Origin of the sequence: Pseudobutyrivibrio ruminis CF1b (genome assembly GCF_000424005.1) — a bacterium.
Classification (GTDB): domain Bacteria; phylum Bacillota; class Clostridia; order Lachnospirales; family Lachnospiraceae; genus Pseudobutyrivibrio; species Pseudobutyrivibrio ruminis_C.
Genome location: NZ_AUJB01000017.1, coordinates 50,912 through 77,250, shown reverse-complemented (window position 1 = coordinate 77,250; position 26,339 = coordinate 50,912). Strand labels below are relative to the sequence as shown.

The following is a 26,339-nucleotide window of genomic DNA, read 5'->3' as shown; positions in this document are numbered from 1 at the left end:
TGGAGAAAGATTATGGATGAAAATATACTGATTACCATGCGCGACATATCCAAATCCTTTCCAGGCGTAAAAGCATTAGATCATGCACAGTTTACTCTTAGAAAGGGAGAGATACATGCGCTGATGGGAGAAAACGGTGCGGGTAAGTCTACATTGATTAAGGTGTTGACTGGCGTTTATTCTCTCGATGCAGGCGAGATACATGTAGCTGGAGTTGAGGGTCCTGTAATTAATCACTCAACATTAGAAGCTCAGGAAAAGGGAATTGCTACAGTTTACCAGGAGGTAAACCTTTGCCCTAACTTAACAGTAGCAGAAAACTTATTCATTGGCCGTGAGCCAAAGACAAAAATAGGAACCATCGACTGGCGCACAATGAACAAGCGTGCAAAGGAAATAGTGGATGGACTTGATTTACATATTGATGTAACTATTGCACTTGAAAATTATTCTCTTGCAATTCAACAGATGATAGCAATTGCAAGAGCTGTAGATATGGATTGTAAGGTCCTCATTCTTGATGAGCCAACATCATCACTTGATGACAACGAAGTAGAAAAGCTCTTCAAGGTTATGAAGGATCTTAAAGCAAAGGGAGTTGGAATAATATTTGTAACTCATTTCCTTGAGCAGGTATATGCAGTATGCGATACAATCACTGTTCTTAGAAATGGCGAATTTGCGGGTGAGTATTCTGTTGAAGAGATGCCACGTGTCAAACTTGTTGCGGCTATGCTTGGAAAAGACTTCGATGACCTGGCATCAATCAAGAAGGAAGGAGCTGGAAATGTTTCTGAAGATGTTGTTGTTGATGCAAAAAATCTCAGTCATAAAGGTACTATTAAGCCATTTGATTTTCAGATTAAAAAGGGCGAAGTTGTTGGCGTTACTGGCCTTCTTGGGTCTGGTCGTTCAGAGATGGTTCGTTGCATCTATGGTGCAGATAAAGCTCAGACAGGCTCGTTAAAAGTTAACGGCAAAGAGATTAATATTAAAGAACCACTTGATGCAATTAAAGCTGGAATGGGTTACCTTCCAGATGATAGAAAAGCGGATGGTTGTATCGGTGATCTTTCAGTTAGGGAGAATATTATCCTTGCCCTTCAGGCTAGAAGCGGAATGTTCAAAAAGATTCCAATGTCAAAACAAATTGAACTTGCTGATAAATTTATCGATATGCTTCAGATAAAGACAGCATCAAGGGAGACTCCTATAAATCAGCTTTCTGGTGGTAATCAACAGAAGGTAATTTTGGCAAGATGGTTATGCACACATCCAGATTTCTTAATCTTAGATGAGCCAACAAGAGGTATCGATATCGGTACTAAGACTGAATTCCAGAAACTTGCATTAAAGTTTGCTGAGGAAGAGGGAATGAGTATCGTATTCATCTCTTCAGAAATCGAGGAGATGCTTCGTACCTGTTCAAGAATGTATGTAATGCGTGATGGCGCTCAGGTAGGAGAGATTTCTGGTGAAATGACTCAGGAATCAGTCATGGCAGCTATCGCAGGAGGTGGAGAATAATGGAAAACTTTAAGAAGCTTACAAAAAAGCCACTGTTCTTGCCAATTTTCTGTATGATATTGGTACTGTTGATAAACTTGATTAAGTCGCCTGATTTCTTTGCAATCAGTATCAACAACGGTGTTTTATTTGGTAGATTAATTGATATTTTAAATCGTGGATCTGAAATCGCTATTCTGGCAGTTGGTCAGACACTTGTAGTAGCTGTTTCAGCCGGAACTGATATTTCAGTTGGTTCGGTAATGTCACTTTCAGCTTGTAGCTGCTGTATGTTACTTGCTGGATATGGCAACAACTCAGTTTCAACACTTGCTGTTCCTATGATTGTAGGTATGCTCTTTGGTGTACTTATGGGTGGTGTCAGCGGTGCGATGAACGGAGCACTTGTAGCAAAACTTAAGATTCAGCCAATGGTTGCTACTTTGATTTTATTCACAGCAGCACGTGCTATCGGCTTACTTCTTTGCAACAACCAGATTACGTATATACGATATGAGCCATATAAATATCTGGGTAACTTTATACCGGGATGTCCAATCCCTACACCAGTGTTTGTGGCAGCTATCGTAATTGCGATAGTAGCAGTTCTTCTTAAGAAGACAGCTCTTGGACTTTATGTTCAGTCAGTTGGTATCAACGGCAGAGCAGCTCGTATTTCAGGTATCAATTCAGATGTAATCTGCTTTATCTGCTACGTAGTATGCGGCCTTTGCGCTGGTATTGCTGGTATCGTTGCTTCATCAAGAATCTATTCAGCAGATTCAAATAACATTGGTCTTAACTACGAGCTTGATGCCATTCTTGCAGTTGCTCTTGGTGGTAACTCACTTGGTGGTGGTAAGTTTAATCTTGCAGGCTCTATCATCGGTGCTTACACGATTCAGGCTATCACAACAACACTTCTTGCTATGGGTGTTTCAACTGATAAGGCACCAGTATTTAAGGCAATAATCGTTATTATTATCGTAGTTGTGCAGGCTCCAGCATTTAAGGCTTACATGGCTGCCAGAAAGGCTCAGAAAGCTTCAAGAGCTCAGCAGCCAGTAGTAAAGGAGGCAGCATAATGAAGACAAAAAAGAAATTAGATTCAAACACAGTACTTATTTTCATTACAATTGCATTATTCGTATTCATGTATGCAGTTGGTTGTGTAATTTACGCTGATAAGGGATTTGGAAATCTTCAGACTTTCCTTAACGTACTTATCAACAATGCTGGTCTTATCTGTGTAACCTGCGGTATGACCTGTGTAATGCTTACAGGTGGTATTGATATTTCAGTTGGTTCAGTAATTGCAATGGACTGTATGCTCCTGGTATTTGGTATGACAGAGTGGCACATGGGCGCTGTTCCAATGGTAATACTTGTTCTTGTTATTGGTTTGATATTCGGTGCTGTTCAGGGATTCCTTGTAGGTTACCTTGAAATTCAGCCATTCATCGTAACAATGGCAGGTATGTTCTTTGCAAGAGGTATGACAGCAGTTATCTGCTCAGGTCAGATTTCAATCACAGAGGCAGACAACCCAGTGTTCTACGCATGGGCAAACTCAAAAATTAATCTTCCTGAGTTCCTTGGAAAGGCAAACAAGCATGGTAAGATTGTTGCTCCATACATCAGACCAACAGTACTTATCGCTTTGATAGTATTAGTACTTATCTTCTTAATGCTTAAGTACACAAAGTTTGGACGTAACCTATACGCAGTAGGTGGCAATCAGACATCTGCAACAATGATGGGTCTTAATGTTAAGAAGACAAGAATGCTTTCACACATCCTTTCTTCATTCCTTTGTTCAATCGGTGGTATTCTCTACTGCCTGAACACAATGTCAGGTTCTGTAAACCAGGCAAAGGGACTTGAGATGGATGCCATTGCTTCAGCAGTTATCGGTGGAACACTTCTTACAGGTGGTGTAGGTAACGTAATCGGATCACTCTTTGGTGTTCTTATCAATGGTACAATTACTGTACTTGTTAATACAAACGGAAAGCTCCTTTCAAGCTGGGCTAACATCGCAACAGCAGCACTCCTTTGTGTATTCATCATCCTTCAGTCTATCTTTGCTTTAGTTAAGGCACAGAGAAACAAATAGTAAATATTTATTATTATGAATGAAAGTCTCGGAACTATCTAAATTTGGATGGTTTCGGGACTTTTTTAATATAAATCCACAGATATTTCTCAAATATGAAATAATACAATAATTAGTTGTGCTGGTAATTATTTTATGTAATAATTTAGTAACAAATTGCATTTTAATAATGCTTGAATAACTTACACTTGAACAAAGGAGAATGATGAAATGAAAAGGGCTAGGTTAATTATTGGGAAGGCAGTAATGCTTTCGATATTCTTGCACCAGTAATCAATGATCCTAACGCTTCAGTACCTTGGGGTAAAGCTGAGATTATTAGCTATAGTGAAAATTAGTTTATTCAGTGTTTAAACAGGTAAAATCGAATTATAGTTCACGATAATGACATAATATTATGGGAAAATAACTAAAAGTGGCCACCTTTAAAGGGGGAGGGCGGCTGAGGAGTTTCCCATGGCGAAAAGGAAATTTAGCAATAGTCTAAATAGTCAGATGCTACGTATGACCCTGATACCACTTACATTGATGGCAATCATTATTATTTCTGTAAGTGTCAGTGGTCTTTATCAGCTGGTGGCAAATGAAACAAAGGAAGAGCTTATTCGTGATGCTCAGCTGGCGCAGTATGTTTTAAATGAAATATATGTTGGTGAATACTGGGCAGAAGATGCTGACGGTGATGGCGTGGCTGAGATGTATAAAGGCGAACAGCGTATCAACGGTGAGTATACTATGGTTGACGATTTGGCAGATATGCTTGATATAGATATATCTGTTTTTTACAACGATGTTCGTTTGATTACAACCTTAAAAGACACCGACGGGAATAGAGCTACCGGAACAAGTGCTTCTGTAATAGTAAAAAAGGAAGTTCTGGAGGAGGGTGCCAGCAAGTTCTACAGCAACGTAATGGTATATGACAGGAAAAGTTATGCATACTATATGCCATTAGTAAGTGAGGCTGGGACAACAGACGGAATGATTGCAGTTAGCCGTTCTCAGGAATCTGTTAAGCAGGAACTTTTACAATACATCTTTCCTATTTGTGTAACCTGTGGATTGACCGCCTTTCTTATGGGCTACATAATGATTTACTTTAATAGAAAGCTCGCCGGCAGAATCAGAAAGATGGACAAGTATATGAACGCTCTGGCTGATGGAAACTTTGATGTTGAAATGCCTAGAGAACTTATGCTTGAGGATGATGAGATTAAGCATCTTGCCACTGATGGAAAGCGTATGGCAAAAGCAATTCAGATGCTGGTCGATTATGATGCTCTGACTGAGCTGAATAACAGAAGATACGCAGAGAAGAAGCTTGAGGATATAAGAATTAGATCCGTTGAACAGGGAATGCAATATTGCGTATGTATTTCTGATATCGATTTCTTTAAGAAAGTTAATGATACCTTTGGCCATGAGATGGGTGATTACGTTCTTAAGAAGGTTGCCGAAAAACTCAAGGCTGGAATGGTTGGAAAGGGAATGGCAGCCCGCTGGGGTGGTGAGGAATTCCTTCTAATCTTTGATAACCGTGAGCTGGATATTGCCAGACGAGAACTTGAGCTGATTATGGACGAAGTAAGAACCATCTGGGTGCCAGATTCAGATCGCCAGATCACAATGAGTTTTGGATTGACTGCACTTCAGCCTGGAGAATCTGTGGATGATGCTCTTAAGCGCGCAGACGAGAATTTGTATCAGGCTAAGGAAGGTGGAAGAAATCAGATTATATGTAAATAAAATAGAAGTGCCCACCATATGGTGGGCACATTTTTTAGCAGTTTTTAAATTCTGGATGATTGAATTCGCGCTTTACGAGGATGTAGCAAATTGTAAATGAAAGAGCATCTGCAATTGGTCCTGCGTAAAGAACTCCGTTGAATCCAAAGATTAAAGGTAAGACAATGATAAGTGGTGTAAGGAAAAGCACCTGTCTTGTGAGGGACATGAATACACCCTTCTGAGGCTTACCAATTGATGTAAAGAAGTTTGATGACAATGGCTGAAGGAAGCATGTGAATAATCCTACAAGGAAGATTCGGAAGTACTTTGTACAGAAATCAAAGTATAATTCGCTACCTGAACCAAAGATCGAAACAATCTGTCTTGGGAACAGCTGGAAGTTTGCCCAGAAGAAAATAGCTAAAGCGGCTGCAATTCTAATGGCAAGATTGTAAGCCTGCTTAACACGTTTGTAATTCTGAGCTCCGTAGTTAAAGCTGATAATTGGCTGTAATCCCTGTGAGATACCAATGATAAATGAGAAGCAGATTCCATTTACCTTTGAAATGATTCCAGCACATGTAATTGGAATATCTGGTCCGTAAATTGACTGAGCACCATAGTGACCCATTACGTGATTCATAACAATCTGAACAAGCATCATAGCAATCTGATTAATGAAAGGTGCAGTACCAAGAGATGCAATGGCACCAATCATGTGAAGATTTGGAACAAAATGCTTTTTCTCTAATCTAACAGTCTTAAACTTTGTAAGGTATACAAGAACCATGATACCTGAAATACACTGTCCAATGATTGTGGCAACAGCCGCACCTGTCATCTCCCATCCAAATACAGCAACGAAAAGGAAATCAAGAATGGTATTGATAATGGCACCAGTCATGTTGATGGCCATTGTCATATTTGGGCTGCCATCAGCTCTTACGATGTGAGCACCACCGGCTGAAAGGATAAACAGTGGGTATCCTAATGCACAGATACGAGAGTATTCCATTGCATAAGGAAGAATATTCTCAGTAGCGCCGCATCCTAAAAGGATAGGCTTGAGAGCAACTTCTGTAATAACAGTGAGGGCCAAGCCTCCGACGAGCATAAGTGAAACAGCATTTCCTATATAATATCCGGCTTTTTCTGTCTCGCCACGTCCCATTGCAAGATTGAATGTGGAAGCAGCACCGATACCGCAAAGTAAAGCGATACTTACATTCAAAATCGAAAGTGGAAACTGGATATTTGTGGCACCATTTCCAAGAGGACCTACAAAGTTTCCTATGAATAACTGGTCCACCATGTTGTAAAGTGAACCTACAAGCATAGCGATGATACTTGGTATAGCAAATTTTCTAAGAAGTGTTCCAACTGGCTCGGTTCCAAGTGGATTCATAGTTGTCGATTCATTCATAAAATTATTTTCCTTCTATATAGATATGGTAGATATTATAGTCTAATCAGAATACAAAATGATAGTTAAATTTTGTGTTTCTTCTTATTATAATGTGTCATTACTTTCTTACCCATCTACCACTGGCTCCACATGGAAGCACAAGTCCTGATTCAGTAACAGGAAGTCCAATCTCGTCTGCTGTAACTTCACCAGGATGATTCTTAAGAAGAGCAGTGCTAATCATATAATTTAGAACTGCAGGCTGGAGGCCTGTTGTGTATGAGTTAACCAGGAAGAAGAGAGCATCATCAGCAAGAATCTCTTCGCAAAGCTGGATGAATGGGAAGATATCATCTTCAATCTTCCACACCTCATTTTTTGAACCTCTTCCATATGAAGGAGGATCCATGATAATACCGTCGTATTTATTTCCACGACGAATCTCTCTTTCAACAAACTTACGACAGTCATCTACAAGCCATCTAATAGGAGCATCAGCAAGACCGGAAGAAGCAGCGTTCTCTTTTGCCCACTGAACCATACCCTTAGACGCATCAACGTGAGTGACCTGAGCACCGGCTGCAGCTGCAGCAAGTGTAGCACCACCTGTGTAAGCGAAAAGGTTAAGTACTTTTACCGGACGATTCTTCTCTTTGATTTCCTTATTTATAATAGAAGAAAACCAATCCCAGTTAACAGCCTGCTCTGGGAAGAGACCAGTGTGCTTAAATGCGAATGGCTTAAGATTGAATGTGAGATTCTTATCACAGATAGGGTAGCTGATAGTCCACTGCTCTGGTAAGTCAAAGAACTCCCACTCGCCGCCACCTTTGTTTGAACGATGATAGTGAGCGTTTAGCTTCTTATAATAAGGAGACTTCTTTTTTGTGTTCCAGATAACCTGTGGGTCTGGACGAAGAAGAACATAGTCTCCCCAGCGCTCCAGCTTCTCGCCTGAGCTACAGTCTATTATTTCGTAATCTTTCCAATTATTAGCTGGTTGCATATTTGATACCTTGCTTTCTATATAATAATGAAATAAGTCTTTACAAAACTCTTTGCCTTGACTATTATACTTAAAGATTATTAATCTTCAATGATTTCTAGTTTAAAAATATCAATTCATCTACTAGATTTAGTGGTTCTAAAAATTGTACCTAATAAAATACAATTTTTTTCATCTTTTTCTTGCATATACCCCTGTTCGCGTGTATATTATAACTTGCTGTGACATGATAGCTATGAAGCGTGAGGTTGCAACTCAGTTTTGAGTTGGTTTTCCGTGGAGCGAATGTCAAGTTAGGAAACTGACGACAAGTCACTGTACAACAGAAAACCGTCCGCATTCGCGGAGACGACGTGTGAGAACTTGGTTCGAACTTTGAGTTTTAAACCATGATACACACGGGTAAGTGTACAGTCGCCACTTGTTCGATTTTTCAGAAGTCAGAAAAAACGAAAAAGGAGGAGACTTTTTTTATGGCAAATCAAGTTATGAGAATCACACTCAAGGCTTATGATCATGAGTTAGTAGATTCATCTGCCAAGAAAATCATCGAGACTGTTAAGAAGAACGGAGCACAGGTTAGTGGTCCAGTACCTCTTCCAACAAAGAAGGAAGTTGTTACAATTCTTAGAGCTGTACATAAGTACAAGGACTCTCGTGAGCAGTTCGAGCAGAGAACTCATAAGAGATTGATTGATGTCATCGACCCAACACAGAAGACTGTTGAGGCACTTTCTAAGTTAGAGATGCCAGCAGGTGTTGAGATCAGCATCAAGAACAAGTAATTGAGTTCAACCAATTTTAGTTAACATCCAAGATGGTTTTATATAGAAGCAACTTAGATTTCTTATCTAGTTCCACTTATATGACACTGTTCTAGGATGAACGGTTCCGCTACCCCATAGTATGGGCAAGAAGCGTTCCGCTGTAGAAAATGGAGGTAAGAAAAATGAAGAAAGCTATTTTAGCTACAAAGGTCGGAATGACTCAGGTCTTCAATGAAGGCGGCGAGCTTATTCCTGTAACTGTACTTTCTGCTGGCCCATGTGTTGTTACACAGATCAAGACAGTAGAGAACGACGGTTACGATGCAGTTCAGGTTGGCTTTGTTGACAAGAAGGTTAAGCTTGTTAATAAGGATGCTAACGGACGCAAAGAAATCATTCATCGCAATGGCGTAAACAAGCCAGAGAAGGGTCACTTCGATAAGGCTGGTGTTGAGCCAAAGAGATTTGTTAGAGAGTTCAGATTTGATAATTGTGCAGATTACGCACTCGCTCAGGAAATCAAGGCTGATATCTTTGAGGCTGGCGACAAGGTTGACGCTACAGCAACATCAAAGGGCAAGGGATTCCAGGGTGCTATCAAGAGATTAGGTCAGCACAGAGGACCTATGGCTCATGGTTCTAAGTTCCACAGACACCAGGGTTCAAACGGTGCATGTTCATCACCTAGCCGTGTATTCAAGGGCAAGGGTATGCCTGGTCAGATGGGCGGAACAAGAGTTACAATCCAGAATCTTGAGATTGTACGTGTTGACGTTGAAAACAATCTGCTTTTAGTAAAGGGTGCTGTTCCAGGACCAAAGAAGTCTCTTGTAACAATCAAAGAGTCAGTTAAAGCAGGAAAGTAATCTTACGATAGGAAAGGAGGAACTTAGCAATGGCTAAAGTATCCGTATTTAATATGGAAGGCAAAGAAGTTGGCAGCATGGATCTTAACGATAGCATCTTCGCAGTTGAGATCAATGAGCACTTAGTGCACATGGCAGTTGTCCAGCAGCTTGCAAATAACCGTCAGGGAACACAGAAGGCTAAGACTCGTTCTGAGGTTTCTGGTGGTGGTAGAAAACCTTGGAGACAGAAGGGAACAGGTCATGCAAGACAGGGTTCTACAAGATCTCCACAGTGGACAGGTGGTGGCGTAGTATTCGCACCAACTCCAAGAGATTATTCATTCAAGCTTAACAAGAAGGAGAAGAGAGCAGCTCTTAAGTCTGCACTTACTTCAGTTGTTAACGAGAACAAGTTCATCGTTGTTGACGAGCTTAAGCTTGATTCTATTAAGACAAAGGATTTCGCAAAGGTTCTTACAAACCTTAACGTTGAGAAGGCTCTCGTAGTTCTTGATACAAACGATCAGAACGTAGTAATGTCTGCAAAGAACATTCCTACAGTTAAGACAGCTCTTACAAACACAATCAACGTATATGACATCCTTAAGTACAACACAGTAGTAGTAACAAAGGCTGCTGTTGATCAGATTCAGGAGGTGTATGCATAATGGCAAACGTACAGTACTATGACGTAATCCTTAAGCCTGTAATCACAGAGAAGTCTATGAACGCAATGGCTGAGAAGAAGTATACATTCCTTGTTCATCCAGAAGCTAACAAGACTATGATTAAGGAAGCTGTTGAGAAGATGTTCGACGGAGTAAAGGTTGCATCAGTTAACACAATGAACGCTGATGGTAAGACAAAGAGACGTGGAATGACTTACGGAAAGACAGCAAAGACAAAGAAGGCTATCGTACAGCTTACAGCTGATAGCAAAGACATCGAGATTTTCTCAGGTCTTTAAGATTTAGGTCTTTTATAGACAAGAGTTAATTAATTTTATGTGCAGTCGAGCACGACAATAAACGAGTTTTTGAAAGGAGAATCAAAATGGGAATTAAGACATATAACCCATATACACCTTCGAGAAGAAATATGACTGGTTCAGATTTCTCAGAGATCACAAAGAACTCTCCAGAGAAGTCACTTACTGTTTCACTTAAGAAGCACGCTGGTCGTAACAATCAGGGTAAGATTACCGTAAGACACCACGGTGGCGGTAATAGACAGAAATATAGACTTATCGATTTCAAGAGAAATAAGGATGGAGTTCCTGCAAAGGTTATCGGTATCGAGTACGATCCAAACAGAACAGCTAACATCGCTCTTATCTGCTACGCAGATGGTGAGAAGGCTTACATCCTTGCTCCAGCTGGTCTTACAGACGGCATGACAGTTATGAACGGTGCTGACGCTGAAGTTAGAGTTGGTAACTGCTTACCACTTGAGAAGATTCCAGTTGGTACACTTATTCACAATATCGAGCTTTATCCAGGTCGTGGCGGACAGCTTGTTCGTTCAGCTGGTAACTCAGCTCAGCTCATGGCTAAGGAAGGAAAGTATGCAACACTTCGTCTTCCTTCAGGCGAAATGAGAATGGTACCTCTTAACTGCCGCGCATCTATCGGTGTTATCGGTAACGGTGATCACAACCTTGTTAAGATTGGTAAAGCTGGTCGTAAGAGACACATGGGTATCAGACCTACAGTTCGTGGTTCTGTTATGAACCCTAATGACCATCCACATGGTGGTGGTGAGGGCCGCGCTCCTATCGGACGTCCAGGTCCATGTACACCTTGGGGCAAGCCTGCTCTTGGTCTCAAGACTAGAAAGAAACATAAGCAGTCTAACAAGCTCATCGTAAGAAGACGCGATGGTAGAGCAATCAAGTAAGGAGGATACACATGGCACGTTCATTAAAAAAAGGACCATTTGCTGATGCAAGCTTATTAAAGAAGGTTGACGCTATGAACGCAAACGGCGACAAGTCAGTTATCAAGACATGGTCACGTCGTTCTACAATCTTCCCACAGATGGTTGGACATACAATTGCAGTACATGACGGAAGAAAGCATGTTCCAGTATACGTAACAGAAGATATGGTTGGACACAAGCTTGGTGAGTTCGTTGCTACAAGAACCTACAGAGGTCACGGCAAGGACGAAAAGAAGTCAAAGGTACGCTAATTAACAGAAAGGAGTTTTAATCATGGCTAAGGGACATAGATCTCAAATTAAACGTGAGAGAAACGATGTAAAGGATACAAGACCTTCAGCAAAGTTATCTTATGCTAGAATGTCAGTTCAGAAGGCTTGTTTCGTACTTGATGCCATTCGTGGTAAGGATGTTGATACAGCACTTGCTATCGTAATGTACAATCCAAGATACGCTTCAAGCGTTATAGAAAAATTACTTAAGTCTGCTATTGCAAACGCTGAGAACAATAACGGCTTAGATCGTAAGGACCTCGTAGTAGCTGAGTGCTATGCAAACAAGGGACCTACAATGAAGAGAATCAGACCAAGAGCACAGGGTAGAGCTTACAGAATCGAAAAGAGAATGAGCCACATCACAGTAGTGCTTGATCAGAAAAATTAAGGAGGCAAAACATGGGACAGAAAGTTAATCCTCATGGCTTAAGAGTCGGTGTTATTAAGGACTGGGATTCTAAGTGGTATGCTGAGGGCGAGAACTTCTCAGACTACTTAGTTGAAGACTATAATATCAGAAAATTTCTTAAGAAGAAGCTTTATGCTGCAGGCGTTTCTAAGATTGAAATCGAGCGTGCTGCTGGTAGAGTTAAGGTTACAGTTTATACAGCAAAGCCTGGCGTAGTTATCGGTAAGGGCGGCGCTGAAATCGACAAGATTAAGACAGAGCTCCAGAAGCAGACAAGCGATAAGCTTGTTGTAGATATCAAGGAAATCAAGAGACCAGATCGTGATGCACAGCTTGTTGCTGAGAACATTGCAGGTCAGCTTGAGAACCGTGTATCTTTCCGTAGAGCAATGAAGTCTTGCATGTCAAGAGCAATGAAGACTGGCATCAAGGGTATCAAGACAAGCTGTTCAGGTCGTCTTGGTGGTGCTGATATGGCACGTAGCGAGTCTTACAACGAAGGTACTATTCCACTTCAGACACTCCGTGCTGATATTGATTATGGATTCGCTGAGGCTGACACTACTTATGGTAAGGTTGGCGTAAAGGTATGGATCTATAAGGGTGAAGTACTTCCAAAGAAGAAGAATGTGGAAGGAGGAGCCGAATAATATGTTAATGCCAAAGAGAGCGAAGCATAGAAAACAGTTCCGTGGAAACATGGCTGGTAAAGCTTCAAGAGGAAATAAGATTTCATACGGTGAGTATGGTATCGTTGCAATGGAGCCAGCTTGGATTAAGTCAAACCAGATCGAAGCAGCTCGTATCGCTATGACACGTTACATTAAGCGTGGTGGTAAAGTTTGGATCAAGATTTTCCCAGACAAGCCAGTTACTGCAAAACCTGCTGAAACTCGAATGGGTTCAGGTAAGGGTACACTTGAATATTGGGTAGCTGTTGTTAAGCCGGGCCGTGTATTATTCGAGATCTCAGGAGTATCTGAGGAAGTTGCTAGAGAAGCACTTCGTCTCGCTACACATAAACTTCCTTGCAAGTGCAAGATAGTTTCCCGTGAGGATTTAGAAGGCGGTGAAGCATAATGAAGAATACAAAGTACGTAGAAGATTTAAAGAACACTTCAGTAGCAGAGCTTAACGCTCAGCTCGTAGAAGCTAAGAAAGAACTTTTCAACTTAAGATTCCAGAATGCTACAAATCAGTTAGACAATACAGCAAGAATCCGTGAGGTTCGTCGTAACATCGCTCGTATTCAGACTGTTATCACAGAAGCTGAGAAGAACGCATAATTAGTTTTGGATCTTAACTATTTGAAAGGAGAACAAAGACGTGGAAAGAAACTTAAGAAAAACACGTACAGGTGTTGTTGTAAGCGACAAGATGGATAAGACAATCGTTGTTGCAATCCGTGACAATGTAAAGCATCCACTTTACAACAAGATCGTTAAGAAGACATATAAGCTTAAGGCTCACGATGAGAACGGCGATGCTCACATCGGAGATACTGTAAAGGTTATGGAGACAAGACCACTCTCTAAGGATAAGAGATGGAGACTTGTAGAAGTAATCGAAAGAGCAAAATAATTAAAGGAGGCTACTATAATGGTACAACAGGAAAGTAGATTAAAGGTAGCCGATAATACAGGAGCAAAGGAAATCCTTGTTATCCGTGTTATGGGTGGATCTACAAGAAGATATGCCAATATCGGCGACGTAATTACTGCTACCGTTAAAGATGCAACACCAGGTGGCGTTGTAAAGAAGGGTGACGTTGTTAAGGCAGTAGTTGTTCGTTCAGTTAAAGGTGCCCGTCGTAAAGATGGTTCTTATATCAAGTTTGATGAAAATGCTGCAGTCATCATCAAAGATGACAAGACTCCAAGAGGAACTCGTATTTTTGGACCTGTAGCTAGAGAGCTTCGTGAGAAGCAGTTCATGAAGATTGTTTCTCTCGCTCCAGAAGTATTGTAGGAGGAAGAGTAGAATGGCAACTATGAAAATTAAAAAGGGCGATACAGTTCGTGTCATTGCTGGTGGCGATGTTAACAACGAAGGTAAGGTTATCGCAGTAGATAAGAAGAATAACACCGTTACAGTTGAAGGTGTTAACATGGTTAAGCGTCATGTTAAGCCTAGCATGGCTAACCAGGCAGGCGGTATCATCGAGCAGGAAGCTCCTATCGATGCTTCAAATGTTATGTTACTTCATAACGGTCAGCCTACACGCGTTGGCTTCAAGATGGACGGAGATAAGAAAGTCCGTTTCGCTAAGAAGACTGGCGAAGTGATTGACTAATTGAAGAAAGGAGAACAGTTCGTTGAGTAGATTAAAAGATCAGTATCTTAATGAGATCGTACCAGCAATGGTAGAGAAGTTTGGATACAAGAATATTATGGAAGTTCCTAAGATCGAAAAGATCGTTGTCAACATGGGTGTTGGCGAGGCAAAGGACAACGCAAAGCTTCTTGAGTCTGCAGTTAATGATATGGAAAAGATTACAGGCCAGAAAGCTGTTACAACAAAGGCTAAGAATTCTGTTGCTAACTTCAAGATTCGTGAAGGTATGGCAATCGGATGTAAGACTACACTTCGTGGAGAGAAGATGTACGAGTTCGCAGATCGTCTCATCAATCTTGCACTCCCACGTGTACGTGACTTTAGAGGTGTAAATCCTAATTCCTTCGATGGTAGAGGTAACTATGCACTTGGTATCAAGGAGCAGATTATCTTCCCTGAGATCGAGTACGATAAGATCGACAAGACTCGTGGTATGGATATCATCTTCGTAACTACAGCTAAGACAGATGAAGAGGCAAGAGAATTACTTCGTTTATTCAATATGCCTTTCGCTAAGGAAGCATAGGAGGAAAGTTATGGCAAAGAAGTCAATGAAAGTTAAGCAGCAGCGCGCAGCTAAGTTCTCTACACAGGAATATAGCCGCTGCAAAATCTGCGGTCGTCCACATGCATACCTTAGAAAGTATGGTATTTGTAGAGTATGTTTCCGTGAGTTAGCTTACAAGGGTCAGATCCCAGGCGTTAAGAAAGCTTCATGGTAAGATAACGAGCACAGATTGAAAATTAGGAGGAAATTTGCATCATGAATATGAGTGATCCAATAGCAGATATGCTTACAAGAATCCGTAATGCAAACACTGCAAAACATGATACAGTAGATATTCCTGCATCAAAGATGAAGCTTGCAATTGCAGACATTCTTGTTGATGAAGGATTTATCACAAAGTACGACATCGTTGATAATGGTAACTTCAAGGATATCCGTGTTACATTAAAGTACGGTGCAAACAAGAACGAGAAGATCATTTCTGGTATTAAGAGAATCTCTAAGCCAGGTCTTCGTATTTACGCTGGTAAGGACGATATCCCATACGTTTTAGGTGGTCTTGGTATCGCTATCCTTTCAACAAACAAGGGCATCATCACAGATAAGGAAGCTCGTAAGCTTCAGGTTGGTGGCGAAGTTCTTGCATACGTTTGGTAATCATTTCCAAACAATAAGTAACTAATTACCAAAAAGTATAACCCGGTTACAGAAGCCGGACATACTATCTTATTTAAGGAGGTACGGGCATGTCACGTATAGGAAGAATGCCAATCGCAGTTCCAGCTGGTGTTACAGTTGAGATTGCAGAAAATAATCATGTGACTGTAAAAGGTCCTAAGGGTACTCTTGAGAGAACACTTCCATCAGAGATGGATATTAAGCTTGAGGGTGCAGAAGTTGTTGTTACTAGACCTAATGATTTAAAGAAGATGAAGTCTTTACATGGTCTTACAAGAACACTTATCAACAACATGGTTGTTGGTGTTACTGATGGCTATGAGAAGACTCTTGAGGTTAACGGTGTAGGTTACAGAGCATCAAAGGCTGGTAAGAAGCTTACTCTTAACCTTGGTTACTCACACCCAGTAGAGATGGAAGATCCAGAGGGTATCGAGTCAACTGTTGACGGAAATAAAATTATCATCAAGGGTATCGACAAGGAAAAGGTTGGTCAGTACGCTGCCAACATCAGAGATAAGAGAAGACCTGAGCCATACAAGGGTAAGGGTATTAAGTACTCTGATGAAGTTATTAGACGTAAAGTCGGTAAGACCGGTAAGAAATAGTAAAGGAGTGAATGTAAAATGGTAAGTAAGAAATCTAGATCAGTAGTTCGCCAGACAAAGCATAGAAGACTTCGTAACACTCTAGCCGGTACTGCAGAAAGACCACGTTTAGCAGTGTTCAGAAGCAACAATCACATGTATGTTCAGGTTATTGATGATACATGTGGAAATACACTCGTTTCAGCATCTACTCTTGACGCAGACGTTAAGGCAGATCTTGCAAAGACAAATAACGTAGAAGCTGCTTCAAAGCTTGGTACAGTTATTGCAAAGAAGGCACAGGAAAAGGGAATCAAGGAAGTCGTATTCGACAGAGGTGGTTACATTTATGCCGGCAAGGTTGCAGCTCTTGCAGACGCAGCTAGAGAAGCTGGATTAGAATTCTAGGAGGAGAACACATGAAACGTGAAATCATTGACGCTAGCCAGTTAGAGTTAACTGAGCAGGTTGTAGAAATTAAGCGTGTAACAAAGGTTGTTAAGGGTGGACGTAACATGCGTTTCACAGCTCTTGTTGTAGTAGGCGATAAGAACGGACACGTTGGCGCTGGACTTGGCAAGGCAGCTGAAATTCCTGAAGCTATCCGCAAGGGTAAGGAAGATGCAATGAAGAAGCTCATCACAGTTAAGCTTGATGACAACCACAGTATTACACATGACATTCAGGGTAAGCACACAGGTGCTTCTGTCCTTCTTAAGAAGGCTCCAGAAGGTACTGGTATCATCGCTGGTGGTCCAGCACGTGCCGTATGTGAGCTTGCAGGTATCGGAAACATCCGTACAAAGTCACTTGGATCATCAAATAAGCAGAACGTTGTTCTTGCTACTATCGAGGGACTTAAGCTTCTTAAGTCACCTGAAGAAGTAGCTAAGGCTCGTGGCAAGAAGGTTGAAGACATTCTTGCTTAAGGAGGAAAGTTAAAATGGCAGAGAAGAAGTTAAGAGTAACACTCGTAAAGTCTACAATCGGTGCTGTTCCTAAGAACAAGAAGACTGTAGAAGCACTTGGCCTTAGAAAGGTCAATAAGACTGTTGAGCTTCCTGACAACGACAGCGTTCGCGGAATGCTTAGAATGGTCAATCACTTAGTAAAAGTTGAAGAAATTTAATAGAAGGAGGTGCCATAATGGATTTATCTAACTTACAGCCAGCAGAAGGCTCAAAGCATAGCGATAATTTCAGAAGAGGCCGTGGACACGGTTCAGGAAATGGCAAGACTGCTGGTAAGGGTCATAAGGGACAGAAGGCTCGTTCTGGCGGAAGCATTAGACTTGGATTCGAAGGTGGACAGATGCCTTTATACAGACGTCTTCCTAAGCGTGGTTTCAAGAATAGAAACACAAAGGAAATCGTTGGTATCAATGTTTCTTATTTAGAAAGATTTGATAATGGTGCTACTGTAACTGTTGATACACTCATCGAGAGCGGTATCATTAAGAACCCTCGTGATGGCGTTAAGATTCTTGGCGGCGGCGAGCTTACAAAGAAGCTCAACGTTCAGGCTAATGCATTCAGCGCTAGCGCAAAGGAAAAGATTGAAGCTTTAGGCGGAACTGTAGAGGTGATCTAATATGCTTCAAACACTACGCGATGCTTTTAAAATTAAAGATTTAAGAAGACGAATTGGTTTTACATTTTTAATGCTTATTGTTGTCAGACTTGGAAGCTTGCTTCCAGTGCCTGGCATCAATGGCAGTGCCTTTAGCAGTCTCTTCGCGGATAGTGACAGTGCGTTGAATTTCTTCGATTCAATCACTGGTGGTTCTTTTTCAGCAATGTCAGTATTTGCACTGAACATTACACCATACATTACCTCTTCAATTATTATGCAGTTGCTTACAATTGCATTTCCTAAATTAGAAGAGATGCAGCGAGATGGTGAAGCTGGTCGAAAGAAGATGACTCAGATTACACGTTATCTTACAATCGGCTTAGCACTGGGGGAATCTATTGCTATGGCAATTGGTTTTGGAAGAAGCGGATACCTTGTAGCTTATAATCCTTTATATGTTATTTTAGTTGTAGCTTCTCTTACAGCAGGTTCTGCAGTCCTTATGTGGATTGGTGAGAGAATTACAGAAAGAGGAATCGGAAATGGTATTTCAATAGTTCTTACTATTAACATTATCAGCCGAATCCCATCTGATTTAACAAAGCTTTATGAGCAGTTCATGAAAGGTAAAACAGTACCAAAGGCAGTTCTTGCTGGAGTTATTATTGCAGCAATTATCGTTGCTCTTGTTGTATTTGTTGTTATCTTACAGAGCGCTGAAAGACGTATCCCAGTACAGTATTCCAATAAAATTCAGGGTAGAAGACAGGTTGGCGGTAACTCATCTGTAATTCCTATGAAGGTTAATACAGCAGGTGTTATCCCAGTTATCTTCGCACAGTCCCTGTTACAGACTCCAATAATGCTTGTTCAGCTATTCGATAAGGATGGCGTTCAGGGATTCTGGGGTAAAGTTTTAAATGCTATGAATCAGTCTAACTGGTTTAACCCAGGAAATTGGGTAAATACAATTGGTGCAGTTGTATACGTACTTCTCATCATTGGATTTGCTTATTTCTACACAGAGATTACATTCAATCCACTTGAGATTGCTGAGAATCTTAAGCGTTCAGGCGGATTTATCCCTGGTATTAGACCAGGAAAGCCAACTTCAGATTACTTAACAAGCATTCTGAAGCACATCATTTTCATTGGTGCAATTGGTCTTTCAATCGTAGCTATACTTCCACTCATCTTTAATGGTTTACTTGGCGCAAGCGTTTCATTCGGTGGAACATCAATCATCATTATTGTTGGTGTTATCGTTGAGACACTTAAGCAGGTTGAATCACAGATGATGGTTCGTAATTACAAAGGATTTTTAAATGACTAAGCGTCATTAAGATACCGAGGGAGATACGTGAATTTCACGTATCTCTTAAGGTGTTTTTAGAGAAAAAATTTTATCGACAATCTACCATGCAGGAGGTTTTTATAAAAATGAAGATTATTATGTTAGGTGCACCTGGTGCAGGCAAAGGAACACAGGCAAAGCAGATTGCCGCTAAGTATTCTATTCCTCACATTTCGACAGGTGATATATTCCGTGCTAACATTAAAAACGGTACTGAACTTGGCAAGAAGGCAAAGGAATACATGGATCAGGGTTTGCTTGTTCCAGATGAACTTACATGTGATCTTGTTATGGACCGTATTGCACAGGATGATGCAAAAAATGGATTTGTATTAGATGGATTCCCAAGAACAATTCCACAGGCAGAGGCACTTGATGCAGCTCTTACAAAGATTGGCCAGGCTATGGATTATGCAATCGATGTAGATGTTCCAGATGAGAATATCATCAACAGAATGTCAGGACGTAGAGCTTGCCTTAACTGCGGTGCTACATATCACATCGTTTCTATTCCACCTAAGAAGGAAGGAATTTGCGATACATGTGGCAACGAGCTTGTTTTAAGAGAAGATGACAAGCCAGAGACAGTTAAGAAGAGACTTGATGTATATCATGATCAGACACAGCCACTTATTGATTACTATAATGGTAAGGGTATTCTTAAGTCTGTTGATGGTACACAGCCAATGGAAAAAGTTTTTGAGGATATCACAGCTATATTAGGAGCTTAAGATGTCGGAAGTTATAACTATTAAAACTGAAGAAGAAATTCAATTAATGAGAGAAGCTGGAAAGATTCTTGCTCAGGTACATGAGACTCTTGCAAAAGAGATTCATGAAGGTATGTCTACTTTAGATGTGGACAGACTGGGTGAGGAAGTCATTAGAAGTTATGGCTGCGAGCCAAACTTCAAAGGCTTATATGGCTATCCAGGAAGCGTTTGTGTTTCTGTTAATGATGAAGTGGTTCATGGCATACCAACAGCAGATCACATTTTAGTAAATGGTGATATTGTTAGTTTGGACACAGGAGTTTTGTACAAAGGCTATCATTCAGACGCAGCTCGTACAGTTGGCGTTGGAGAGATTAGTGAAGAGGCAAGACTTCTTATAGAAAGAACACGACAGTCTTTCTTTCAGGGAATGAAATTTGCAACAGCTGGAAATCATCTTTATGATATTTCAGGAGCGATTGGCGATTATGCTGAAAGCTTTGGTTATGGAGTTGTCAGAGATTTGGTTGGTCACGGTATCGGCCGTTCATTACATGAAGCTCCAGAGATTCCAAACTTCCGTCGTAAATTTAGAAAAGGACCTAAGCTTGTAAAAGGCATGACTCTTGCAGTTGAGCCAATGATTAATGCAGGTGGTCCTGATGTAGCTTGGATGGATGATGAGTGGACAGTTGTTACAATGGATGAGTCTTTATCAGCTCATTACGAAAATACAATTGTTATAACAGATGGAGCTCCAGAGATTCTTACACTTACTCCAACAGAGCTTTCAAATCCGGAGGGAAATAAATGGATTTAATGCTTGCAATATCAAAGGCAGGTCATGATAGAAATCAGGTATACGTTATTATAGAAGAAAACAATGATTTCTATATGATAGCAAATGGTACAACAAAGCCAGTTGCCAAGCCTAAGAAAAAGAAAAAGATTCATTTACAACTTATAAAAAATATTCCATCAGAAGTGTTGGATGAAATCCAGGATAAAGAAGCGCTGGATGATATAACTATTAAAAGAATTCTTAAGGTTTATAATAGGAGGAACCAGGATGTCTAAGGCAGATGTTATTGAAGTAGAGGGAGTTGTTGTTGAAAAACTTCCAAACGCTATGTTTAAAGTAGAGCTTGAGAATGGTCACCAGATTCTTGCTCACATTAGTGGTAAGTTAAGACAGAATTACATTCGTATCTTACCAGGTGATAAAGTTACAATCGAAATGAGTCCATATGATCTTTCTAAGGGAAGAATTATTTGGAGAGATAAGTAACAAATAGTTATTGAAAAAAGTTATTGACATACTGACAAACGGTCGCTATACTATTAAGCGGACGTTTTTAGAATGTTCAAATAAAAGTTGACCACAACCTTTGAAAAAAGGGCATGGAAAGGAGGAAAATCGTGAAAGTAAGATCTTCTGTAAAGCCTATGTGCGAGAAGTGCAAGGTCATCAAAAGAAAGGGTAGCATTCGCATCATTTGTGAAAACCCAAAGCATAAGCAGCGTCAGGGTTAATTTCTGATTAGTTTATGTAATGCATTTATTATGTGCGGCTGCAGCCTAAAGAGTATCTAATTTAGGCTGTTCATAATAAAACGGCCCATCATACCGGGGCCACTTTGGACAAGATATAGGATATGCACACATTTCAGGCCGACTATTCGGAGCTGCATTATTTTATATCGCTTATTAATTGTAGAAATATTTATGGAGGTGTAAACACACATGGCTCGTATTGCAGGTGTAGATTTACCAAGAGACAAGAGAATTGAAATTGGTTTAACTTACATTTACGGAATTGGTAGAGTAAGCTCAAACAAGGTTCTTGAGGCAGCTGGCGTAGATCCTAACACACGTGTTAAGGATTTAACTGATGAAGAAGTTAAGAAGATCAGCACAGTTATCGATGAGACATTAACTGTAGAAGGTGATCTTAGAAGAGAAGTTGCCCTTGATATCAAGAGACTTCAGGAAATCGGATGCTATAGAGGAATCCGTCATAGAAAGGGTCTTCCTGTTCGTGGACAGAAGACTAAGACAAACGCTCGTACTCGTAAGGGTCCAAAGCGTACAGTAGCAAATAAGAAGAAGTAATTATTTTAATAGAAAGAAAGTAGGTTAGTTTAATTATGGCTAAAGTTGCAAAGAAGACAACAAAAAAGCGTGTAAAGAAAAACGTTGAACACGGACAGGTACATGTTCAGGCATCTTTCAATAACACTATCGTTACTATTACAGATGCTCAGGGTAATGCTCTTTCATGGGCAAGTGCTGGTGGTCTAGGATTTAGAGGTTCAAGAAAATCTACTCCATATGCTGCACAGATGGCAGCAGAGACAGCAGTTAAGGCTGCATTAGTTCACGGTTTAAAGAGTGTAGATGTATTCGTTAAGGGACCAGGTTCAGGACGTGAAGCTGCAATCAGAGCAATCGATGCAAACGGCGTTCAGGTTCTTACAATCAAGGATGTTACTCCAGTTCCACATAACGGATGTCGTCCACCAAAGCGTAGAAGAGTCTAATTAGGAGGAAAATCTAATGGCAGTTAATAAGACACCAGTTCTTAAAAGATGTAGATCTCTTGATTTAGATCCTACATTTTTAGGATATGATAAAAAGTCACGTAGACAGAAGAATAGAGGAAGAGGTAAGAAGTCTGAGTACGCTCTTCAGCTTCAGGAGAAGCAGAAGGCTAAGTTCATCTATGGCGTACTTGAGAAGCCTTTCCGTAATTATTATGAGAAGGCAGACCGTCAGAAGGGCATGACAGGTGAGAACCTCATGACTATGCTTGAGAGCCGTCTTGATAACGTCGTATTCCGTATGGGATTCGCACGTACAAGAAAGGAAGCTCGTCAGGTAGTAGATCACAAGATGTTCCTTGTAAACGGAAAGCCAGTTAACATCCCTTCATACCTTGTAAAGGCTGGAGATGTTATCGAAGTTCGCGAGAAGTCAAAGAGCATTCAGAGATTCAAGGATATCACTGAGGTAACAGCTGGTAGAACAGTTCCTGAGTGGGTTGACGTTGACGCTGAGAACCTTAAGGGTACAGTTAAGGAGCTTCCTAACAGAGAACAGATCGATGTTCCTGTAGACGAGATGCTTATCGTCGAGTTATATTCAAAATAATAAATTTTAGTAAATTATTACAAAAAGCACTTATACAAGCTTGCTTGTATAAGTGCGATTTGTTAAAATTTTTCTATACGGCATAAGCAGATTCAGAATATTTTTAAAATATTCTGTTTTTTAGAGTCTAGCAAACTATATTAAGGAGGCAATGTAGTGTTAAATTTTGAAAACCCAAATATTGAAATCGCTGAGATTTCTGAGGACAAAAAATACGGCAGATTCGTTGTAGAGCCTCTTGAGAGAGGTTATGGTATAACACTTGGCAATTCTCTTCGTAGAATTATGCTTTCATCTCTGCCAGGAGCTGCAGTTAGCCAGATTAAGATTGAAGGCGTTCTTCATGAGTTTAGTGCCATCCCAGGCGTTAAGGAAGACGTTACAGAAATCGTTATGAATATCAAGGAGCTTGCTATTAGAAATAATAGTAGTTCAGATGAGCCAAAGACAGCATATATCGAGTTCGAGGGAGAAGGAGTAGTAACAGCTGCTGATATCCAGGTTGACTCTGATATCGAGATTATTAACCCTGATCTTGTAATTGCACACCTTAACGGTGGTAATGATTGCAAGCTTTACATGGAGCTTACAATCACAAAGAATCGTGGTTATGTTTCAGCAGATAAGAACAAGACTCCAGATACTCCAATCGGCAAGATTGCAGTTGACTCAATTTACACACCAGTAGAGCGTGTAAATATGACAGTAGAAGACACTCGTGTAGGCCAGGTTACAGATTATGACAAGCTTACACTTGATGTATATACAAATGGTACTATGGGTCCTGATGAGGCCGTTTCAATGGCTGCAAAGGTACTCAGTGAGCACCTCAACTTATTCGTTAATCTTTCAGAGGCTGCTCAGGATCTCAGCGTTATCGCTGACAAGCCTGATGATACAACAGGTAAGACTCTTGAGATGAGCATTGATGAGCTTGAGCTTTCAGTTCGTTCATACAACTGCTTAAAGAGAGCTGGTATCAACACAGTAGCAGAGCTTTGCGACAAGTCACCTGATGATATGATGAAGGTACGTAACCTTGGTCGCAAGTCTATGGAAGAAGTAGAGCAGAAGCTTAGCGAGCTTGGTCTTTCACTTAGATTAATTGAGGACTAAATCGCCTACATAAAGTTACAGGAAATAATACGTGAAATATAAGACCGATGAGCATTTTCGCGCATGCCTTTCCATTAATCAAGTTACGGGGTAAGACCGATGAGCACCTGTGACGCCAGTAATAAGGAGAAAAGAAATGGCAAAGTACAGAAAGTTAAGCAGAACATCTTCACAGAGAAAAGCACTTTTAAGAAATCAGGTAACTGAGCTTCTTTATCACGGAAAGATCGTTACAACTGAAGCTAAGGCTAAGGAAGTAAAGAAGATTGCAGAGCACATCATTACACTTGGTATCAAGGAAAAGGATAACTTCGAAGAGGTTACAGTTCAGGCTAAGGTAGCTCGCAAGGATAAAGATGGTAAGAGAGTAAAGGAAGTTGTTGATGGCAAGAAGGTTACTGTATACGATACAGTAGACAAGAAGATCAAGAAGGATTCAGCTTCAAGACTTCACGCTCGTCGTCAGATGATGCAGGTTCTTTACACACCAACAGCTAAGGGTACAAAGAAGTCTGAGACTCACAAGGTTGACATGGCTAACTTCGTATTCGATGAGATCGCTCCAAAGTACGTTGATCGTAAGGGTGGTTACACACGTATCGTTAAGATCGGACCACGTAAGGGCGATGCAGCTATGGAAGTTGTTCTTGAGTTAGTATAATTTAAGACTTTCATAAATCCCAGAACAGAAATTGTTCTGGGATTTTTTTGCACATTTTTTGAAAAAAATTCATATCATATAAAAGTCATATATTGTATTATGAAGACAACGACAATTTAATGGAGCAAAATTTATACTAAAATACAAAGGAGTATTTCATGGCTGCAGATTCAACAAAGAAGTTAACCGAAGGAAATCCACTTACTCTTATACTTGGTTTTTCAATTCCTATGTTAGCAGGCTTGTTATTTCAACAGATGTATAGTTTGGTGGATACTATCATTGTAGGGCAGACTCTTGGAGATAGCGCTCTTGCAGCTGTAGGTTCTACTGGTTCAATAAATTTCCTTATTAACGGATTCTGTATAGGCGTATGTTCGGGATTTGCAATTCCAGTGGCACAGCGTTTTGGAGCAGAATCTTATGACTCAATGAGAAAATTCGTAGGTAATTCTATTATCTTATCTGTTATTTTTTCTGTAGTGCTTACTACAGTTATATCTATTTTTTGTTATAATATTTTATCGATAATGCAAACACCAGATGACATTATCGATTTAGCTTATGCTTATATATCAATTATTTTCTTTGGAATTCCAGTTACTTTCCTTTATAACTTAACAGCAGGTATTATGCGTTCCTTAGGCGATAGCAAGACACCTACATACTTCCTTATAATGGCGGCAGGAATAAATATCGTACTTGATATAGTATTCATTGTCGGCCTTAAAATGAATGTAGAAGGACCAGCCCTTGCTACAGTAATATCACAGCTTATCGCAGGTTTAAGCTGTCTTATTTACATGAGAAAGAAATTCCCAATTTTAAAAATGGAGAAAACAGATATGGTTCTCGGTAAACACCATACTCAGGTGTTGATTGCCATGGGTATTCCTTTTGGATTACAGTACTCTATTACAGCCATAGGTTCAGTAATTCTCCAGACTGCGGTTAATGGACTAGGTACAATTGCCGTAGCATCCATGACAGCGGGTGTAAAAGTATCCATGTTTGTAGTATGCCCATTTGATGCCTTAGGCGGCACAATGGCCACATACGCAGGCCAGAACGTGGGAGCAAAGAATATCCCACGAGTTAAGAAGGGCGTTTGGACAGCACAGCTTTTGGGAACAATATACGCAGTTATTATATTTATAATACTGTTCTTCTCAGGAAGATATATACTTAGATTGTTTACAGCTACTGATATAGTTATAGAGCAGGCAATGATGTTCCTGCTTGCAAATGCAATTACATATACATTGCTTGCGGCAGTGAATATATTCAGATTTGCAATTCAGGGTATGGGATTCTCTACCTTCGCAATATATTCAGGTGTAATGGAGATGATAGCAAGAATTCTCGTGGCTTTTACATTTGTGCCAATGATAGGTTATGCAGGTGCAATCTGGGCTAGCCCAATTGCATGGCTGTTTGCTGTTTTCTTCCTTATTCCAGGATTCTATTATTGCTGCAAAAAGCTGGATAAGAAATTTGGCGAAGATGGGTTTCACCATTTCTAATAATCCCAATAATGCAATCCCTAGAAATTAAATCAAACAGAAAAATCAATTAAATACAGAAATAATTTCCCTCCAAAACCTTATTTTGACTAATTGACTTTAGCCATTAAAAGTGCTAAAGTGTACACATTGAATATTAAGGAG

39 protein-coding genes are annotated in these 26,339 nt (G+C 40.3%); 37 read left to right on the top strand and 2 right to left on the bottom strand.

All coding sequences use genetic code 11. The annotated features are described in order from the left end of the window. Positions 1–12: 12 nt before the first annotated feature. The 4 genes from G592_RS0113880 (at position 13) to G592_RS17205 (ending at position 5,368) form a co-directional block, all read left to right on the top strand. Complete coding sequence (locus G592_RS0113880; protein ID WP_028248330.1) at positions 13–1,527, top strand: sugar ABC transporter ATP-binding protein; 1,515 nt, start codon at positions 13–15, stop codon at positions 1,525–1,527. Further along, complete coding sequence (locus tag G592_RS0113875) at positions 1,527–2,591, top strand: ABC transporter permease (protein WP_028248329.1); 1,065 nt, start codon at positions 1,527–1,529, stop codon at positions 2,589–2,591. Before G592_RS0113880 ends, G592_RS0113875 begins: the two co-directional genes overlap by 1 nt. Then, a complete protein-coding gene (locus G592_RS0113870) occupies positions 2,591–3,622 on the top strand; it encodes an ABC transporter permease subunit (protein ID WP_028248328.1) in 1,032 nt (343 codons plus the stop codon). The genes G592_RS0113875 and G592_RS0113870 overlap by 1 nt, the downstream gene beginning before the upstream one ends. Positions 3,623–4,078: 456 nt before the next feature. Then, positions 4,079–5,368: a diguanylate cyclase domain-containing protein gene (locus tag G592_RS17205; protein WP_081660420.1), complete on the top strand. Its 1,290-nt coding sequence runs from the start codon at positions 4,079–4,081 to the stop codon at positions 5,366–5,368. Between the two features lie 34 nt (positions 5,369–5,402). Here the strand turns inward: G592_RS17205 and G592_RS0113860 are convergent, their stop codons facing one another. Both G592_RS0113860 and G592_RS0113855 read right to left on the bottom strand, forming a co-directional pair. Beyond that, entirely contained in the window at positions 5,403–6,773 is a 1,371-nt protein-coding gene (locus G592_RS0113860) for an MATE family efflux transporter (RefSeq protein WP_028248327.1), read from the bottom strand. Between the two features lie 100 nt (positions 6,774–6,873). Continuing rightward, complete coding sequence (locus G592_RS0113855; RefSeq protein WP_028248326.1) at positions 6,874–7,761, bottom strand: class I SAM-dependent methyltransferase; 888 nt, start codon at positions 7,759–7,761, stop codon at positions 6,874–6,876. Between the two features lie 473 nt (positions 7,762–8,234). On the opposite strand from G592_RS0113855, the gene rpsJ reads away from it, so the two are divergent. From rpsJ to G592_RS0113690, 33 genes are all read left to right on the top strand, one after another. Further along, the gene (rpsJ, locus tag G592_RS0113850) at positions 8,235–8,546 is read left to right on the top strand and encodes a 30S ribosomal protein S10 (RefSeq protein ID WP_015548360.1); all 312 of its coding nucleotides are present in this window, start codon (positions 8,235–8,237) and stop codon (positions 8,544–8,546) included. A 164-nt stretch (positions 8,547–8,710) separates the two neighbouring features. Next, positions 8,711–9,394 carry a 50S ribosomal protein L3 gene (gene rplC / locus G592_RS0113845; protein ID WP_015548359.1) on the top strand — a complete coding sequence of 228 codons (684 nt, stop codon included), beginning with the start codon at positions 8,711–8,713 and terminating at the stop codon, positions 9,392–9,394. Positions 9,395–9,423: 29 nt separating this feature from the next. After that, positions 9,424–10,044, top strand: a complete 621-nt coding sequence (gene rplD, locus G592_RS0113840) for a 50S ribosomal protein L4 (RefSeq protein WP_015548358.1) — start codon at positions 9,424–9,426, stop codon at positions 10,042–10,044. Beyond that, positions 10,044–10,343 (top strand): 50S ribosomal protein L23, encoded by a 300-nt coding sequence (gene rplW, locus G592_RS0113835; RefSeq protein ID WP_028248325.1) that lies wholly within the window; start codon positions 10,044–10,046, stop codon positions 10,341–10,343. Before rplD ends, rplW begins: the two co-directional genes overlap by 1 nt. A gap of 86 nt (positions 10,344–10,429) precedes the next feature. Continuing rightward, positions 10,430–11,272, top strand: a complete 843-nt coding sequence (gene rplB, locus G592_RS0113830) for a 50S ribosomal protein L2 (protein ID WP_028248324.1) — start codon at positions 10,430–10,432, stop codon at positions 11,270–11,272. 11 nt (positions 11,273–11,283) lie between these two features. After that, positions 11,284–11,565 carry a 30S ribosomal protein S19 gene (rpsS, locus tag G592_RS0113825; protein WP_028242197.1) on the top strand — a complete coding sequence of 94 codons (282 nt, stop codon included), beginning with the start codon at positions 11,284–11,286 and terminating at the stop codon, positions 11,563–11,565. Positions 11,566–11,587: 22 nt separating this feature from the next. Continuing rightward, positions 11,588–11,977 carry a 50S ribosomal protein L22 gene (gene rplV, locus G592_RS16635; RefSeq protein WP_036947839.1) on the top strand — a complete coding sequence of 130 codons (390 nt, stop codon included), beginning with the start codon at positions 11,588–11,590 and terminating at the stop codon, positions 11,975–11,977. Between the two features lie 11 nt (positions 11,978–11,988). Then, positions 11,989–12,648, top strand: coding sequence for a 30S ribosomal protein S3 (rpsC, locus tag G592_RS0113815; RefSeq protein WP_028234425.1), 660 nt, complete (start codon positions 11,989–11,991; stop codon positions 12,646–12,648). 1 nt (position 12,649) lies between these two features. Further along, the gene (gene rplP / locus G592_RS0113810; protein ID WP_028234424.1) at positions 12,650–13,078 is read left to right on the top strand and encodes a 50S ribosomal protein L16; all 429 of its coding nucleotides are present in this window, start codon (positions 12,650–12,652) and stop codon (positions 13,076–13,078) included. After that, entirely contained in the window at positions 13,078–13,284 is a 207-nt protein-coding gene (gene rpmC, locus G592_RS0113805) for a 50S ribosomal protein L29 (protein WP_015548351.1), read from the top strand. The genes rplP and rpmC overlap by 1 nt, the downstream gene beginning before the upstream one ends. A 40-nt stretch (positions 13,285–13,324) precedes the next feature. After that, positions 13,325–13,579: a 30S ribosomal protein S17 gene (gene rpsQ / locus G592_RS0113800; protein WP_028234423.1), complete on the top strand. Its 255-nt coding sequence runs from the start codon at positions 13,325–13,327 to the stop codon at positions 13,577–13,579. Between the two features lie 18 nt (positions 13,580–13,597). Further along, positions 13,598–13,966 (top strand): 50S ribosomal protein L14, encoded by a 369-nt coding sequence (rplN, locus tag G592_RS0113795; RefSeq protein ID WP_015548350.1) that lies wholly within the window; start codon positions 13,598–13,600, stop codon positions 13,964–13,966. A gap of 13 nt (positions 13,967–13,979) precedes the next feature. Then, positions 13,980–14,291: a 50S ribosomal protein L24 gene (gene rplX, locus G592_RS0113790; RefSeq protein ID WP_015548349.1), complete on the top strand. Its 312-nt coding sequence runs from the start codon at positions 13,980–13,982 to the stop codon at positions 14,289–14,291. A 22-nt stretch (positions 14,292–14,313) separates the two neighbouring features. Further along, positions 14,314–14,859 carry a 50S ribosomal protein L5 gene (rplE, locus tag G592_RS0113785; protein WP_028234422.1) on the top strand — a complete coding sequence of 182 codons (546 nt, stop codon included), beginning with the start codon at positions 14,314–14,316 and terminating at the stop codon, positions 14,857–14,859. Between the two features lie 10 nt (positions 14,860–14,869). Further along, positions 14,870–15,055: a type Z 30S ribosomal protein S14 gene (locus G592_RS0113780; RefSeq protein ID WP_015548348.1), complete on the top strand. Its 186-nt coding sequence runs from the start codon at positions 14,870–14,872 to the stop codon at positions 15,053–15,055. A 41-nt stretch (positions 15,056–15,096) separates the two neighbouring features. Further along, positions 15,097–15,498, top strand: a complete 402-nt coding sequence (rpsH, locus tag G592_RS0113775; protein WP_015548347.1) for a 30S ribosomal protein S8 — start codon at positions 15,097–15,099, stop codon at positions 15,496–15,498. 89 nt (positions 15,499–15,587) lie between these two features. Then, entirely contained in the window at positions 15,588–16,127 is a 540-nt protein-coding gene (rplF, locus tag G592_RS0113770; RefSeq protein WP_015548346.1) for a 50S ribosomal protein L6, read from the top strand. Positions 16,128–16,145: 18 nt separating this feature from the next. After that, entirely contained in the window at positions 16,146–16,514 is a 369-nt protein-coding gene (gene rplR, locus G592_RS0113765; RefSeq protein ID WP_015548345.1) for a 50S ribosomal protein L18, read from the top strand. An 11-nt stretch (positions 16,515–16,525) separates the two neighbouring features. Then, positions 16,526–17,035, top strand: coding sequence for a 30S ribosomal protein S5 (gene rpsE / locus G592_RS0113760; RefSeq protein WP_015548344.1), 510 nt, complete (start codon positions 16,526–16,528; stop codon positions 17,033–17,035). A 14-nt stretch (positions 17,036–17,049) separates the two neighbouring features. Next, positions 17,050–17,235, top strand: coding sequence for a 50S ribosomal protein L30 (rpmD, locus tag G592_RS0113755; RefSeq protein ID WP_015548343.1), 186 nt, complete (start codon positions 17,050–17,052; stop codon positions 17,233–17,235). Positions 17,236–17,252: 17 nt separating this feature from the next. Next, the gene (rplO, locus tag G592_RS0113750; protein WP_015548342.1) at positions 17,253–17,696 is read left to right on the top strand and encodes a 50S ribosomal protein L15; all 444 of its coding nucleotides are present in this window, start codon (positions 17,253–17,255) and stop codon (positions 17,694–17,696) included. A gap of 1 nt (position 17,697) precedes the next feature. After that, the gene (gene secY / locus G592_RS0113745; RefSeq protein ID WP_028248323.1) at positions 17,698–19,011 is read left to right on the top strand and encodes a preprotein translocase subunit SecY; all 1,314 of its coding nucleotides are present in this window, start codon (positions 17,698–17,700) and stop codon (positions 19,009–19,011) included. Between the two features lie 107 nt (positions 19,012–19,118). After that, the gene (locus G592_RS0113740; RefSeq protein ID WP_028248322.1) at positions 19,119–19,763 is read left to right on the top strand and encodes an adenylate kinase; all 645 of its coding nucleotides are present in this window, start codon (positions 19,119–19,121) and stop codon (positions 19,761–19,763) included. A 1-nt stretch (position 19,764) separates the two neighbouring features. Further along, positions 19,765–20,565 carry a type I methionyl aminopeptidase gene (map, locus tag G592_RS0113735; protein ID WP_028248321.1) on the top strand — a complete coding sequence of 267 codons (801 nt, stop codon included), beginning with the start codon at positions 19,765–19,767 and terminating at the stop codon, positions 20,563–20,565. Continuing rightward, complete coding sequence (locus G592_RS0113730; RefSeq protein WP_028248320.1) at positions 20,556–20,822, top strand: hypothetical protein; 267 nt, start codon at positions 20,556–20,558, stop codon at positions 20,820–20,822. The genes map and G592_RS0113730 overlap by 10 nt, the downstream gene beginning before the upstream one ends. After that, a complete protein-coding gene (gene infA / locus G592_RS0113725) occupies positions 20,815–21,033 on the top strand; it encodes a translation initiation factor IF-1 (RefSeq protein WP_015548337.1) in 219 nt (72 codons plus the stop codon). The genes G592_RS0113730 and infA overlap by 8 nt, the downstream gene beginning before the upstream one ends. A gap of 131 nt (positions 21,034–21,164) precedes the next feature. Continuing rightward, entirely contained in the window at positions 21,165–21,278 is a 114-nt protein-coding gene (rpmJ, locus tag G592_RS0113720; RefSeq protein ID WP_004604068.1) for a 50S ribosomal protein L36, read from the top strand. Between the two features lie 210 nt (positions 21,279–21,488). Continuing rightward, positions 21,489–21,857, top strand: a complete 369-nt coding sequence (gene rpsM / locus G592_RS0113715) for a 30S ribosomal protein S13 (RefSeq protein ID WP_028234412.1) — start codon at positions 21,489–21,491, stop codon at positions 21,855–21,857. Between the two features lie 35 nt (positions 21,858–21,892). Continuing rightward, positions 21,893–22,285, top strand: coding sequence for a 30S ribosomal protein S11 (gene rpsK / locus G592_RS0113710; RefSeq protein WP_015548335.1), 393 nt, complete (start codon positions 21,893–21,895; stop codon positions 22,283–22,285). 16 nt (positions 22,286–22,301) lie between these two features. Then, entirely contained in the window at positions 22,302–22,895 is a 594-nt protein-coding gene (gene rpsD / locus G592_RS0113705) for a 30S ribosomal protein S4 (protein WP_028248319.1), read from the top strand. 156 nt (positions 22,896–23,051) lie between these two features. Further along, positions 23,052–24,011: a DNA-directed RNA polymerase subunit alpha gene (locus G592_RS0113700; protein ID WP_028248318.1), complete on the top strand. Its 960-nt coding sequence runs from the start codon at positions 23,052–23,054 to the stop codon at positions 24,009–24,011. Positions 24,012–24,147: 136 nt separating this feature from the next. Beyond that, positions 24,148–24,672, top strand: coding sequence for a bL17 family ribosomal protein (locus G592_RS0113695; RefSeq protein WP_028248317.1), 525 nt, complete (start codon positions 24,148–24,150; stop codon positions 24,670–24,672). 158 nt (positions 24,673–24,830) lie between these two features. Beyond that, positions 24,831–26,195: an MATE family efflux transporter gene (locus tag G592_RS0113690; protein ID WP_028248316.1), complete on the top strand. Its 1,365-nt coding sequence runs from the start codon at positions 24,831–24,833 to the stop codon at positions 26,193–26,195. The last annotated feature ends 144 nt before the right edge of the window (positions 26,196–26,339 follow it).